Raw genomic sequence first — 13233 nt, 5'->3', positions numbered from 1 at the left:
CTATCATTAGAGACACGTGACCGCAAATCGGTCGCCAAAGACGAGGAAAGACATGTCGCGCATCTTGATGACGGGAGCTTCGGGCGGGATCGGAACGCGCCTGCGCAAATTGCTGCCGCCGATCTATCCGGACCTCCTGCTCTCCGATATCCGGCCGCCCAAGGATCTCGCGCCGAACGAGCAGTTCAAGGCGGCGGACCTGTCGGACCTCGCGCAATGCGAGGCCATCTGCGAGGGCGTCGACGGCATCATCCATTTCGGCGGCTATTCGGTGGAAGGTCCCTGGAACGACATTCTCCAGGCCAACATCATCGGCGGCTACAATCTGTTCGAGGCCGCCTATCGCAAGGGCGTCAAGCGCGTGGTGTTCGCCTCGTCCAACCACGCCGTCGGCTTCTACCCGCGCCATCGCCGGATCGACACCGACGTCACCGTTCGTCCCGACGGACGCTACGGCGTCAGCAAGGTGTTCGGCGAAGCGGTCGGCGCGCTCTACGCCGACAAGCACGGGCTGAAGGTCACCTGCATCCGCATCGGCAATTGCGATGAGAAGCCGCTCGACCACCGCCGCATTGCGATGTGGCTGATGCCGGAAGACCTGGTGCAGCTCTGCCGGATCGGGCTCGAGCATCCCGACATTCATTTCGAGATCTTCTATGGCGTGTCGCTGAACGAGCGTGCCTGGTGGGACAACCACCGCGCCTACGAATTCGGCTATCGCCCCATCGGCCGCTCCGAGGATCACGTCGCGCACGCGATGGCCGAGCAGGCCAAGCTGAAGCCCGATCCGATCGGCGACCACTTCCAGGGCGGCGCCTTCTGCAGCAACGAATTCGACGGCGATGCGAGCCGTATCATCGACTGGAATAAGCGGTAACGCGTGCTCAACGGCTCACCACATGTCATTGCGAGCGCAGCGAAGCAATCCAGAATCCTCCCGCGGAAAGAATCTGGATTGCTTCGCTACGCTCGCAATGACGCGTTGATGCAGCAGGGCTCGCCAGCGGGCAGACGACTCGCGACGCCCCATTGATCTAGGTCAACACCGCCCCTGATATCGTCTGGCTCTCGATTTGTGCGATCGCAATTCGAGAGTCATGACAATGAAATTCAAATGGTCCGTCGTCGTACCGCTCGCGCTGATCGCGACAGCACCGGCGCGTACCGCACCACTCAGCGATGCCGAGGCGACATTCCTCGATCAGCTCGTCACCGCAGCCGCCGTGGTGGGGCAACGATGTATCGGCTTCGAGGCTGACGGCGCGGGTGGCGTTCAGCTCGGCGCCCGGCTGCTCGGCAGCCCCAAGGCGGCGATGGCCATGATCGACGCCTTCTCGGCGGCGATCAAGGCTCACGATGGTGAGAGCTACGATCCCGGCAAGTTCCGCCCCGAGGTGTTCGAAGCGGCCAGCAAGACGATCAAGCGCGTCCTCGCCGATTTGGACAGGGATCCAAAAGGGGCCTGCACCGAGTATGGCGATGCCAGTGTGGATCGTGGCCTGCTGAAGCGCTACTGAACGGGCTCCGATGAGCTAGCTGCTCCTAGGCTCCAAATCCCACGAATGTCGTCGCTTCATCGACCGACTTGCGTTCGGATATGACGGCATTGGCAGGAAAGCTGTGATCCGGCCAGCCGAGCGCGATGCTTTTCATGATCACCTGATCATCCGCGATCCCGGCATGCTCGCGTACGACGGGGGATTGCATGATGCCCTGGCTGTTGATCACGGCGCCAAGCCCCCGCGACCAGGCCGCGTTGACGAGCGCGGTTGCCACGGCGCCGCAGTCGAAGGCGGTATCGTCGCTGGAAGCCAATTCGCGATCGTAGGTGATGATCACGCACACGGGCGCGTCGAACTGGCGAAAGCCGCGCAGCACCCAGTCCTGCCGCTGCTGCTTGTCATCCCGCGCAATTCCCATGGCGCTGAACAATTGCTTGGCAACGCCAATCTGGCGTTCGCGATGCACGCCCTCGAACGCCTGGCCGGTTCGAAACTCGCGCGAGTGCGGCACACCCGCCAGATTGCGCTCGGTATTGCCCCTCCGGATGCGATCCAGCGGTGCACCGGTGATCACATAGAAATTCCACGGCTGGGTATTCATCGACGATGGCGCGCGCATCGCCAGCCCCAGGATTTCCTTGATCAATTCCGCCGGGACAGGGTCCGGCTTGTAACCGCGAATGCTTCGCCGGCCGAGAATGACGTCGTCAAATTCCATGTTGCGGCATCCTGAAATTGGCATCAGGGCGCGTTGTCCCTCACGGCGTTGATCGTGTCCATAGCTTTCCGAGGCGCAAAAGCTAGGTCTTTTCCCGTGGCCAGCTTCGCGCAAGTACCGGATTTGCGAGGACACGTTCTGGCCCGGCGAGCTCGATCGCTAGCGACCCTCAACCGCAATCCGCGCCAGATAATCCTCCTTGCTGAACTGCATGTGATCCACACACAGTTGCGCCAGCGCCCAGCTGTCGCGGCCCCTCAACAGCTCGATCATCAGCTCGTGCTGGCGGCGCGACTGCGCCAGCCCCTCGCGGTCGGCGAGGTTTTTCGCGCGCATCGGCAGCGTCAGGTTCATGTAGTCCTGGAGTGAGCGCACCAGGTACGGATTGCCGCAGGCGGTGAACAACGCGACGTGGAAGGCGTCATTGGCTTCGTGGATGCCGCGCAGGTCGCGCCCATCCGCCCTCGCGCAATAGTCGCGTTGGAGCGCGGTCAGTTCGTCGATCAGGGCCTGCGGCGCGGGCAGGGGAATCATCAGCGCGGCCTGTCGCGTCAGCATCTCCCGGACTTCGTAGATCTGCCGGACTTCCTCGGCCGAATAGAACCGCACGGTCGCGCCGACATTCTTCTCCCGGCGGACGATGCCGCGGCGCTCCGCATCGACCAGCGCCTGCCGCACGAAGTGGCGCGAGGTGCCGTATCGAGACATCAGCGCGTCCTCGGTCAGCCGTGCGCCCGGCCCGAGGCGGCCGAAGATGATGTCTTCCTCCAGCCGCGCGACCACGTCGTCAGGATCGTCGCGCCTGACGGGCATGGCATCTGCGGTGCGAATGTCGGACATACCCTCGGCCTCCGGCGTCTGCCGGTCCGTCCCTAGGGAGCAGGGAAGGGGCAGATTGTCAATAATCTGACTGTTTTGCGGTGCGACAGTCCAGAAATCGCGAGATGGACGCCTGTCTTATTGACAATCAGGGGGCAGGCTGTAGCACAATGATGGGCGAGAAGGAGCGGTAGGATGACGGGTGGTTTGCGCAAGGGTTTGACGAGCTATGGCGATGCCGGCTTCTCGCTGTTCCTGCGCAAGGCGTTCATCAAGGCCATGGGCTATTCCGACGACGCGCTGGAGCGCCCGATCGTCGGCATCACCAATACCTACAGCGACTACAATCCCTGCCACGGCAACGTTCCGCAGATCATCGAAGCGGCCAAGCGCGGCGTGATGCTGTCGGGCGCGATGCCGTTCGTGTTCCCGACCATCTCGATCGCCGAGAGTTTTGCGCATCCAACCTCGATGTATCTGCGCAATCTGATGGCGATGGACACCGAGGAGATGATCCGGGCCCAGCCGATGGATTCGGTGATCGTGATCGGCGGCTGCGACAAGACGCTGCCCGCGCAGGTGATGGCGGCGATCAGCGCCGACCTGCCGACCGTGGTCATTCCCGTGGGGCCGATGGTGGTCGGCCATCACAAGGGCGAGGTGCTGGGCGCCTGCACCGATTGCCGCCGTCTCTGGGGCAAGTATCGCGCCGGCGAGATCGACGATGCCGAGATCGAGGCGGTGAACGGCCGCCTCGCGCCGTCGGTCGGCACCTGCATGGTGATGGGCACGGCCTCGACCATGGCCTGCATGATCGAGGCGATGGGCCTGTCGCTGCCGATGAGCGCGACGATCCCGGCGCCGCATGCCGAGCGCTTCCGTCTCGCCGAGGCCAGCGGCCGGGTGGCCGCCGAGATGGCCAAGACCAAGGGTCCGAAGCCCAGCGAAATCCTGACGCCGGCCTCGTTCAGGAACGCGCAGGTCGTGCTCCAGGCGATCGGCGGCTCGACCAACGGCCTGATCCATCTGACCGCGATGGCGCATCGCTCGCCCCATCGGCTCGATCTTTCGGCGTTCGACCAGATCGGCCGCGAGGTGCCTGTTCTGGTCGACCTCAAGCCGTCAGGCGAGCATTACATGGAGCATTTCCACCACGCCGGCGGCGTGCCGAAATTGCTGGCGCAGCTCGGCGATCTCGTCGATCTCGATGCGAAGACCATCTCGGGCCAGACGCTGCGCGATGTCGTCGCCAATGCGGAGGACGTGCCGGGCCAGGACGCGATCCGCTCGCGCGATAATCCGATCAAGAAGGAAGGCGGCCTTGCCGTGCTGCACGGCAACCTCGCGCCGCGCGGCGCCGTGATCAAGCAGTCGGCTGCGAGCCCGAAGCTGCTGAAACATACCGGGCGCGCCGTAGTGTTCGAATCCGTCGAGGATATGACCTTGCGGGTCGACGATCCCGAGCTCGACGTAAATTCTGACGACGTGCTGGTGCTGCGCAATGCCGGCCCGAAGGGCGCGCCGGGCATGCCCGAGGCCGGCTATCTGCCGATCCCGAAGAAGCTTGCGCGCGGTGGTACCAAGGACATGGTGCGCATTTCGGACGCGCGCATGAGCGGAACTGCGTTCGGCACCATCGTGCTCCACATCACGCCGGAATCTGCCGTCGGCGGCCCGCTGGCGCTGGTGAAGAACGGCGACATGATCAGTCTCGACGTGGCCAAGCGCAGCATCGAATTGCTGGTCGATGCGGCCGAGCTGGAGCGCCGGCGCGCGGCCTTGAAGCCGGCTGCTGCGACCGATCAAGCGCGCCGTGGCTATGCCTGGCTGTTCAACGAGACCATCATGCAGGCCGACGAGGGCTGCGACTTCGACTTCATGCAGAGGACTGGGAAGAAGACTGAGTAAGGGCTGACAACCAACCCGCCCAGACCGCTGAAAGCGGCGGGCGATAAAAACATAGGGGGAGACGATGATTGCACGATCCATGCGTGCATTGGTGGCTACGGCCGCCATGCTGTTCGTCACGAGTGCTGGGGCACAGGAGGTGAAGCATTATCGCTTCGCCTACGACCAGCCCCGCAACACCGGCTATTCCATCGCCGGCGACCTCTTTGCCGACAAGCTCAAGGAATTGAGCAAAGGCACCATGATCATCGACCAGTATCCGGGCGCACAGCTCGGGCAGGAGCCGCAGGTGCTCCAGCTCGTGAAAGCCGGCGACGTCGAATTCTCCATCGTCTCGTCGGCCAACACCGCGACGATCTCGCCGCAGGCCGGCGTGATGTCGTTGCACTATCTGTTCCGCGACGAGCAGCACGTGATCAAGGGGCTCGCCGACCCCCGCGTGTTCGAAGCGCTCAAGACCATGATCGAGGAGACAACGCAGGGCCTGCATCTCATCGGCACGGGTTCGCAGGGCGTGCGCCACATGTACTCCAAGAAGGAGATCCACAATGTGGCTGACATCAAGGGCCTGAAAGTCCGCGTGCAGGCGACCGCCACCGAGGACACCATGTTCCCGGCCTACGGCGCCCAGACCGTGCACATGCCGTTCGGCAGCGTCTATACGAGCCTGCAAACCGGCGTCGTCGACGTCGCCGAGAACAGCATCAACGTCTACCTCGTCAACAAGCATTACGAGGTGGCACCGGTGCTGAACATCACCGAGCACGAGGCCAACAACGCGCTCGTGTTCGTCTCCGACAAGCTCTGGCAGAGTCTCTCGGCCGAGCAGAAGGGCTGGGTGCAGACCGCGGCGAACGAGATCAGCACCAAGGAGCCGGCGAAGGCGTTCGACCTCGAGCGCAGCGCGGCCGAGAAGCTCAAGAAGATGGGCGTCAAGATCGTCGATAACGTCGACAAGAAGAGTTTTACCGCGATCGCCGATCCCTATCTCGACAAGCTCGCCAAGGAGCTCGGCCCGCATGCCGAGAAGATCAAGGATCTGATCCGGTCGATCAATTAGGTCGACCGCGCCGGCGCCTCCACGATTCGTCCCGGCGAAGGCCGGGACCCATACTCCGCGGCGGTGCTTGGGGCACGGTAGCTGTCAGCGCGCTTAATCATAACGGCCTGGGGCTATGGGTCCCGGCCTTCGCCGGGACGACATTGATGGCCATCGCCGACAGGCTCGTACTCCAACGTCAGCGCCATCTGAAATGGCGCTGGCTCGACTGGCTCGAGCTCGCGCTGATGATCCTGTGCGGCGTGCTGTGTTTCGGCTTCTCGCTGTCGGTTACCGCCGACATCGTCACCCGGACCATCGGCCATCCCTGGCTATGGCTTCAGGAAGTCACCTCGACGCTGTTCATCTACGCGATCTTCATCGGGACGGCGGCGGCGACGCGTCGCAACGATCACCTCTATCTCACGGCGATCTCCGAGGCGATGCATGGCGTGCCCAGGATCATCGTCGAGGTTATCATTCGCATCATCGTGCTCGGCGTTGCCTTCTGCCTGGTCTGGTACGGCTACCAGAACTATCTTCGCGGCTTCGGCAGCTTCCGCCTGCCGTCGGGCACGCCGATCGCCTCGCTCTACGCGATCATCCCGCTCTCCGGCGTCCTGATCGGCCTGTTCACCATCGAGCAGCTCGTCAACGGCCTGCGCCACGGCTTTGACCATCCGGAGCCGCCTGATGAGGACGCCGCACCTGTCGTGACCGAGGCGCAGGTGAGGGCGCAGCCGTGAGCGCACCCGTCGTCCTGGCGTTGATGTCGATCTGCTTCCTGTCGTTCGGCTATCTCGGCGTACCCGTGCCGTTCTCGCTGATGGCGGGCGTCTTCATCGGCGCTGTCCTGTCCGACGTCTCGCTCGCCGCCATCATCCAGAAGATCTTTGACGGCGTCGATTCCGAGGCGCTGCTGGCGATCCCGTTCTTCCTCTTGGTCGGCGAGCTCATGAGCTCGGCCAATGTGGTGGTGCGAATAGCCAATCTCTCGGTGTCGCTGGTCGGGCATATCAGGGGCGGCCTGTCGCAGGTCGTGGTCGTCTTCAGCATGTTCTTCTCGGAAATGTCCGGCTCGACCACCGCCGACGTCGCCGTGATGAGCCGCGCGCTCGGCGGCCCGATGAAGCGCGAGGGCTACGAGCCCGCCTTCATCGCCGCGATCATTGCGTCCGCCTCGACCATTGCCGCGCTGGTGCCGCCGAGCATCACGGCGGTGGTCTACGGCGCGGTCGGCAACGTCTCGATCGCCGGGCTGTTCATGGCCGGTGTCGTGCCCGGCCTGATGATCGGCTTCGGGCTGATGATCTATTGCTACTTCTTCGGCCCCTCGGGCCTGCGCAAGCCGCGCGCGCCGCTGCGGCAGGTGGTGTTCGCCGCCGGCGATGCGGCCCTGCCGCTGATGATCCCCGTGATCCTGTTGGGGGGCATTTTGACCGGCTGGTTCACGCCGACGGAGGCCGGCGTCGTCGCCGTGGTCTGGATCATCCTGGTCGTGATCCCCGCGCTCAATCGCGGGCATTTCAGGAAGATCCCGTACGATTTCTGCCTCGCGGGGCTCATCTTCTCGCTTCCGCTGATCACGATCGGCGCCGCCAACGCCTTCGGCTGGATGCTCGCCTATTTGCGCGGCGCGAGCTACATCGCGGACATGATCACCTCGATCGCCGGCAACGATCCGCATCTGATCATGCTGCTGATGGTGCTGCTGTTCACCGTGGTCGGCGATTTCATCGAGCCGGTGCCCACCATCATCATCTTCATGCCGCTGGTCAATGCGCTGACGGAAGCCGGCGACATCAATGGCGTGCACATGGGCGTGGTGCTGATCGCAACGCTCGCCTTCGGCCTGATCACGCCGCCTTATGGCCTGGTGCTGCTGATGGCGTCGAAATTCGTCGGCGTCAGTTTTGCGAAAGCGCTGCGCGCGGCGCTGCCGATCTATGTCGTGTTCTTCGCCACCATCGCGTTCGCGATCTATTTCCCGAGCGTGGTGCTGTGGCTGCCGCAGAAGGTGTTGCCGGAATCGGTCGGCTGCTTCAAGTCGCCGGCGGGAACGGGTTATATTTGTCCGAGGTAGACGTCACTTGCCCTTGCTCGTGAACTTCTTCACGGCGAGGCGAAACTCCTCCGTGTTCATGGCCATGATGATCTTGTGCTCCTCGGCGTCGAGCTGCTGCTTCACGGGCGTGGTGGCTGCCGCGTAGACCAGCGATTTGGTGCCCGATATCGCCGCGGGCGGATTCTGCGCCAGCCGCTCGGCGAGCTGCCGCGTCGCGGCTTTCAGCTCGGTCGCCGGCACCGTCTTGACCACGAGGCCCCATTCATAGGCCTGCTGCGCGGTAAAATTGTCCTCGGCCAGGAAGATCTGCAGCGCGCGGCGCGAGCCGACGGTGCCGACGATCCCGACCGTCGAGCCGCCGTCCGGCGACACGCCGATCTTGGCATAGGCGGGCGTGAACTTGGCATCGTCAGCTGCGATGCAGAGATCGGTGACGAAGGCGAGGCCCATGCCGGCGCCGGCGGCCGAGCCGTGCACGCTCGACAGCGAGATCTTCGGCATCCGCCTGATGATCTCGATGAAGGCATGATAGTGCTTGAGCAGCTCGCCGACGACCGGCGTCACATTGTTGGCCTCGGCCGCTGCACCAATCGTCTGCAGATCTCCGCCGGCCGAGAAGGCGCGCCCTTCGCCCTCGATCACCACGACCTTGATGGCGTCATCGCCCTCGATGTAGGACGCGAGCTGCTCGAGCTTCTGAGCGATGGCGAGGTTGACCGAGTTGAAAGCGGCGGGGCGGTTGAGCGTGATGGTCGCGATCGCACCGTCGATCCGCAGCAGCGCGGGATCGTCGGGTTTTGAGACGGGAGCTGGCATTTGGAATATCCCCGGCTGGAGGTTCGTTGCTGCAACTAAATCGCAGAAGGCGAGGGGAGACAATCCCCGACCGCCAGTGCCCGCGGCCCTTGCGTGCGGCGGAATGATCGGCTCAAATAGGGCTGCCTTCGCCAAAGGGACGGACACGAGCGCCGGCTCCTCGAAAGGCTAGCCAAGCCATCTTTAGCGAGAGGAGACGACATGGGTGATGCTCATGTCCTGGAGAAATGGGCTGTCCAATGACTGATGGTCCAGTGATCATTGTCGGTGCCGGCCATGGCGGCTACCAGGTCGCGGCATCGCTGCGGCAGGCGGGCTTTTCGAATCGCATTTGTCTGATCAATGACGAGGCGCATCTGCCCTATCAGCGGCCGCCGCTGTCCAAGGCCTACATCAAGGGTTCGTCCGGGCCCGAGAGCCTGATGTTCCGCCCCGAAAAATTCTACCAGGACCAGAAGATCGAGCTGATCGCGGGCCGTGCCGTGTCGATCGACCGGGCCTCGCGAAAACTGCTGCTCGCATCTAGCGAGACGCTGCCTTACGGCCATCTCGTGCTGGCGACCGGCGCGCGCAACCGGCTGCTCGATCTGCCGAACGCCAATCTGCCCGATGTGAAATACCTCCGCATCCTCGACGAGAGCGAAGCGCTGCGAAAGATCATGCCGTCGAAGACGCGGGTCGTGGTGATCGGCGCCGGCTTCATCGGTCTCGAATTCGCCGCCACCGCGCGGATCAAGGGCCTGGAGGTCGACGTGCTCGAGCTCGCCCCGCGCGTGATGGCGCGTGCGGTGACGGCGCAGGTCTCGGAGTATTTCCAGTCGCGGCATCGCGAGGCCGGCATCCGCATTCATCTCGGTGTGCAGGCGACCTCGATCGAGGCCGAGAACGGCAAGGTCACCGGCGTCAGTCTCAGCGACGGCCGGCATCTGCCCGCCGACCTCGTCGTGGTCGGCGTCGGCGTGCTGCCGAATATCGAGCTCGCGGCCGAGGCGGGGCTGCCGGTCGCCGCCGGCATCATCGTCGACGAATATCTGTCGACGGCCGATCCAGACGTGTCAGCGATCGGCGATTGCGCGCTGTTCGCCAGCCCGCGCTTCGGCGGTTCGCTGCGGCTGGAATCGGTGCAGAACGCCACGGATCACGCCCGCTGTCTCGCGGCGCGGCTCACCGGCGACAGAAAGCCCTACGACGGCCATCCCTGGTTCTGGAGCGACCAGGGCGACGACAAGCTCCAGATCGCAGGCCTCACCACCGGCTATGACCGCGTCGTGCTGCGCGGCGATCCCGCCAGGAAGGCGTTCTCCGCGTTCTGCTACCACGGCGACAGGCTGCTCGGCATCGAATCGATCAACCGTGCCGGCGATCACATGTTCGGCCGAAGGTTGCAGGCGATGGACCGTCAGATCACGCCGGAGCAGGCGGCCGATGAAAGTTTTGACTTGAAGAGCGCGCTGGCCTGATCAGCCGGCGCCGAGCACCGCGCTAACCTCCGCGGCCGTCGGCATCGACGGCCCGGCGCCCATGCGCTGCACGCTGATCGAAGCGGCGGCGTTGGCGAAGGCGAGGGCGCCGCGCAGCGGCACGCCATCGGCAAGCTGCGAGGCTAGCGCGCCGACGAAGCAATCGCCGGCACCGGTGGTGTCGACCGCCTTCACGGCGCGCCCCGGCACCGCAAATTCCTCGCTGGCCGCGAGCGCGAGCACGCCGCGTTTTCCCAGCGTGACGCAGATGGTCTGGTCCGCGCGCGCCCGAAGTTGTCGCGCGACGCCGATGATCCTTGCTGCCTCGTCGCTGTCGGTGAGCTCCACGCCGGCGAGAAAGCCGAGCTCGGTCTCGTTCAGCACGAGAATGTCGACCAGCGCGAGCAGCTCGCTCGACATCTTCTGCGCCGGTGCCGGATTGAGCAGCGTCGTCGCCCCGGCCGATCGCGCCCGCTGGAAGAACGCGGCAATCGTCGGCAGCGGAATCTCGAACTGGCTGACGGCGACATCGCCCTTCGCAAGCGGCGCGTCCGCGACATCCTCGGCGCTGACCAGCGCGTTGCTGCCGGGAACGACGACAATGGTGTTGTCGGAGGCCGCGACCGTGATGATCGCGGTGCCGCTATGCGTGTCGGCCTCGCGCACCGAGCCGAGATCGACGCCCTGCGCACCGAGGAACGTCCGAAGCTCGGCACCGAACGCATCCTTGCCGAGCCGCCCGATCAGCGTGGTCTTTGCACCGAGCCGCGCTGCGGCGACCGCCTGGTTCGCGCCTTTGCCGCCGGGAAAATACAGCACCTCGCGGCCCGCCACGGTCTCGCCGACCTTGGGATGGCGATCCGCGGTCGCCACCACATCCATGTTGATGCTGCCGGCAACGAAGACGCGCCCCATGATACACCCCAGCGAAGCTTAGACTCGAACTTCGAACTCGTGCCTGACTTTCGCGATGTCGACAAGGGTCGGCAGGCCGGCCTCGTTGCCGAGGCGTTGGATCTTGAAGGTCGAGGCGGCCCTGGCAAAGTCAAAATGCTCGCGCCAGCTTTTGCCGGGATGCGCCAGGTAGGAATAGACATAGGCGCCGTGGAAGACGTCACCTGCGCCATTGGTGTCGATCACGCGCTCGCGCGGAATCGGCATCGCCGGCATCACCTGCACCGTCCCGGTTTCGTCGTACCAGAGCAGCCCCTTCTCGCCCATGGTGACGCCGCCGATCTTGCAGCCGCGGCTCTTGAGGTAATCGAGCATCTTCTCCGGCGTCAGGTCCATTTGCTCGCACAGACGCTCGGCGACGATCGCGACGTCGATGAATTCCAGCAGCTCATGCGTGTTGGTGCGCAGGCCGCCGCCGTCGAGCGAGGTCAAGATGCCCGCCTCGCGGCAAACCTTGGCATAGTGGATCGCGGCATCGGGCTGGTGGCCGTCGACATGCAGCGCACGGCAGCCGCCGAGATTGAGCATCGGGAAGGGGTGGATGTGCTCGTCGTCGCGGCAACGGACGATGGCGCGCTTGCCGTCCTTGGGCATGATGAAGGACAGCGAGGACTGGTTCACCTTCCGCCCGTGCAGCGAGATCGCGTATTTCGCGCACATGTCCTGGAACATGCGCCCGAGCCAGTCGTTCGCCGCGGTAGCGATCAGGTCGGGCACGATGCCGAGCTTGGCGCAGCAGAACGCCGCCGTCACCGCGTTGCCGCCGAAGGAAACCGCGTAGTCCGAGGCCACGTGCTTTTCGTCGCCGGTCGGCATGTGGTCGGTGATGAAGACGACGTCGATATAGGTCTGTCCGATAAAGAGAGCCTGCATTGCTTGTCCGTGATGCGCTGGGTGGTCCCGGCCGGCACATTTACTCTAGCACCGGTTCCGCGCGAAGGACGCGGAAATTATTCACAAAACCGGCCCGAAGCGCTTGAGGTCGGCCGATGGCCGGAATACGACCATGTCAGCCCCATGCCAAGCCCGGGCGATTGCCGTTTTCCGGCCCCCACGGTTCCAGATCGATCAAAAGGGACAAACATGATCACCGGCCTCGATCATATCGTTGTTCTGGTCAAGGATATCGGCGCGGCCAAGGCGGCCTATCAGACGCTGCTCGCCCGCGCGCCAGCCTGGCAGAATTCCGGCGAGGGCGCCGACCGCGTGCTGTTCACCCTCGACAACATGACCATCGAATTGATGGCGCCGAGCGGCTTCACCGCGACCGCGGACCGGATGCGTGCGCTGCTCGACGATCAGGAGGGCGTGCTCGCCAGCCTGTGCTTTCGTGTCGCCGACATCGGCAAGATGCATCGGCGCCTGGACCGGGTGGCGCTGAATCCGGATCCCGTCGCGGAGGTCGAGAGCAGCGACGATGTATCGGGTGCGACGCTGCACTGGAAGCGCACGCGGGCGGCAACCGAGCTGACGCGCGGCGTGCGCATGTTCTTCCTCGAGCTTGCCGAGGAGCGCCCGAAGTCGGTGGTGACAGATATCGCGCCGATCGACGGGCTCGATCACGTCGTCATCACGTCGGAGGATTCCGATCGCGCCGCCGCGCTCTACGGCGCGCGGCTCGGGCTCGATCTCGCGCTCGACCGCTCCCACCATGATTGGGGCCAGCTGATGTTCTTCCGCTGCGGCGATCTGATCGTCGAGGTGGTGCGCCGTCCCGTCGCGGGCGGGGATATCAGGCATGACCGGCTCTGGGGCCTGAGTTGGCGCGTCGCCGACATCGACGCCACCCGCGCCCGCCTGATCGCTGCGGGCCTCGACGTCAGCGAAGTGCGCAACGGCCGAAAGCCGGGCACACGCATCATGACGGTGCGCAGCGGCACCTGCGGGATCCAGACCGTGCTGCTGGAGCGCTCGCCGAAGCCGGTGGAGTGATTCTGTCATTCCGGGGCGTC

At 64.5% G+C, this 13233-nt stretch carries 13 protein-coding genes; 8 read left to right on the top strand and 5 right to left on the bottom strand.

The window, feature by feature from the left end:
• Positions 1-52 precede the first annotated feature (52 nt).
• Both XH91_RS24995 and XH91_RS24990 read left to right on the top strand, forming a co-directional pair.
• Positions 53-877 carry an NAD-dependent epimerase/dehydratase family protein gene (locus XH91_RS24995; protein ID WP_128953051.1) on the top strand — a complete coding sequence of 275 codons (825 nt, stop codon included), beginning with the start codon at positions 53-55 and terminating at the stop codon, positions 875-877.
• 226 nt (positions 878-1103) lie between these two features.
• Complete coding sequence (locus XH91_RS24990; RefSeq protein ID WP_128953050.1) at positions 1104-1517, top strand: hypothetical protein; 414 nt, start codon at positions 1104-1106, stop codon at positions 1515-1517.
• Positions 1518-1542: 25 nt separating this feature from the next.
• Here the strand turns inward: XH91_RS24990 and XH91_RS24985 are convergent, their stop codons facing one another.
• Together XH91_RS24985 and XH91_RS24980 are read right to left on the bottom strand one after the other, a co-directional pair.
• The gene (locus XH91_RS24985) at positions 1543-2220 is read right to left on the bottom strand and encodes a nitroreductase (RefSeq protein WP_128954984.1); all 678 of its coding nucleotides are present in this window, start codon (positions 2218-2220) and stop codon (positions 1543-1545) included.
• A gap of 159 nt (positions 2221-2379) precedes the next feature.
• On the bottom strand, positions 2380-3060 hold the full coding sequence (locus tag XH91_RS24980) for a GntR family transcriptional regulator (RefSeq protein WP_128953049.1): 681 nt from the start codon (positions 3058-3060) through the stop codon (positions 2380-2382).
• 174 nt (positions 3061-3234) lie between these two features.
• On the opposite strand from XH91_RS24980, the gene XH91_RS24975 reads away from it, so the two are divergent.
• The 4 genes from XH91_RS24975 (at position 3235) to XH91_RS24960 (ending at position 8069) form a co-directional block, all read left to right on the top strand.
• Positions 3235-4947: an IlvD/Edd family dehydratase gene (locus tag XH91_RS24975; protein ID WP_128953048.1), complete on the top strand. Its 1713-nt coding sequence runs from the start codon at positions 3235-3237 to the stop codon at positions 4945-4947.
• Between the two features lie 64 nt (positions 4948-5011).
• A complete protein-coding gene (locus XH91_RS24970) occupies positions 5012-6007 on the top strand; it encodes a TRAP transporter substrate-binding protein (RefSeq protein WP_128953047.1) in 996 nt (331 codons plus the stop codon).
• Positions 6008-6153: 146 nt separating this feature from the next.
• Positions 6154-6732, top strand: a complete 579-nt coding sequence (locus XH91_RS24965) for a TRAP transporter small permease (RefSeq protein ID WP_128953046.1) — start codon at positions 6154-6156, stop codon at positions 6730-6732.
• Positions 6729-8069: a TRAP transporter large permease gene (locus XH91_RS24960; protein ID WP_128953045.1), complete on the top strand. Its 1341-nt coding sequence runs from the start codon at positions 6729-6731 to the stop codon at positions 8067-8069. The genes XH91_RS24965 and XH91_RS24960 overlap by 4 nt, the downstream gene beginning before the upstream one ends.
• Before the next feature lie 3 nt (positions 8070-8072).
• Here the strand turns inward: XH91_RS24960 and XH91_RS24955 are convergent, their stop codons facing one another.
• On the bottom strand, positions 8073-8867 hold the full coding sequence (locus tag XH91_RS24955; RefSeq protein WP_128953044.1) for an enoyl-CoA hydratase/isomerase family protein: 795 nt from the start codon (positions 8865-8867) through the stop codon (positions 8073-8075).
• Positions 8868-9106: 239 nt separating this feature from the next.
• On the opposite strand from XH91_RS24955, the gene XH91_RS24950 reads away from it, so the two are divergent.
• A complete protein-coding gene (locus XH91_RS24950) occupies positions 9107-10327 on the top strand; it encodes an NAD(P)/FAD-dependent oxidoreductase (RefSeq protein WP_128953043.1) in 1221 nt (406 codons plus the stop codon).
• On the opposite strand, the gene rbsK is transcribed toward XH91_RS24950, so the two are convergent.
• Together rbsK and XH91_RS24940 are read right to left on the bottom strand one after the other, a co-directional pair.
• A complete protein-coding gene (gene rbsK / locus XH91_RS24945; protein ID WP_128953042.1) occupies positions 10328-11242 on the bottom strand; it encodes a ribokinase in 915 nt (304 codons plus the stop codon).
• Positions 11243-11260: 18 nt separating this feature from the next.
• Positions 11261-12154 carry a sugar kinase gene (locus tag XH91_RS24940; RefSeq protein ID WP_092295859.1) on the bottom strand — a complete coding sequence of 298 codons (894 nt, stop codon included), beginning with the start codon at positions 12152-12154 and terminating at the stop codon, positions 11261-11263.
• A gap of 210 nt (positions 12155-12364) precedes the next feature.
• On the opposite strand from XH91_RS24940, the gene XH91_RS24935 reads away from it, so the two are divergent.
• Positions 12365-13213 (top strand): VOC family protein, encoded by an 849-nt coding sequence (locus tag XH91_RS24935; RefSeq protein WP_128953041.1) that lies wholly within the window; start codon positions 12365-12367, stop codon positions 13211-13213.
• The last annotated feature ends 20 nt before the right edge of the window (positions 13214-13233 follow it).

Source organism: Bradyrhizobium guangzhouense (genome assembly GCF_004114955.1).
In the GTDB taxonomy this organism is placed as follows: domain Bacteria; phylum Pseudomonadota; class Alphaproteobacteria; order Rhizobiales; family Xanthobacteraceae; genus Bradyrhizobium; species Bradyrhizobium guangzhouense.
This window is presented reverse-complemented; position numbering and strand designations above follow the sequence as displayed.

Coding starts and splice junctions, on each gene's coding strand:
- XH91_RS24935 (WP_128953041.1), top strand. CDS start 12,365: ATGATCACCGGCCTCGATCATATCGTTGTTCTGGTCAAGGATATCGGC.
- XH91_RS24985 (WP_128954984.1), bottom strand. CDS start 2,220: ATGGAATTTGACGACGTCATTCTCGGCCGGCGAAGCATTCGCGGTTAC.
- XH91_RS24975 (WP_128953048.1), top strand. CDS start 3,235: ATGACGGGTGGTTTGCGCAAGGGTTTGACGAGCTATGGCGATGCCGGC.
- XH91_RS24940 (WP_092295859.1), bottom strand. CDS start 12,154: ATGCAGGCTCTCTTTATCGGACAGACCTATATCGACGTCGTCTTCATC.
- XH91_RS24990 (WP_128953050.1), top strand. CDS start 1,104: ATGAAATTCAAATGGTCCGTCGTCGTACCGCTCGCGCTGATCGCGACA.
- XH91_RS24950 (WP_128953043.1), top strand. CDS start 9,107: ATGACTGATGGTCCAGTGATCATTGTCGGTGCCGGCCATGGCGGCTAC.
- XH91_RS24980 (WP_128953049.1), bottom strand. CDS start 3,060: ATGTCCGACATTCGCACCGCAGATGCCATGCCCGTCAGGCGCGACGAT.
- XH91_RS24970 (WP_128953047.1), top strand. CDS start 5,012: ATGATTGCACGATCCATGCGTGCATTGGTGGCTACGGCCGCCATGCTG.
- XH91_RS24955 (WP_128953044.1), bottom strand. CDS start 8,867: ATGCCAGCTCCCGTCTCAAAACCCGACGATCCCGCGCTGCTGCGGATC.
- XH91_RS24965 (WP_128953046.1), top strand. CDS start 6,154: ATGGCCATCGCCGACAGGCTCGTACTCCAACGTCAGCGCCATCTGAAA.
- XH91_RS24995 (WP_128953051.1), top strand. CDS start 53: ATGTCGCGCATCTTGATGACGGGAGCTTCGGGCGGGATCGGAACGCGC.
- rbsK (WP_128953042.1), bottom strand. CDS start 11,242: ATGGGGCGCGTCTTCGTTGCCGGCAGCATCAACATGGATGTGGTGGCG.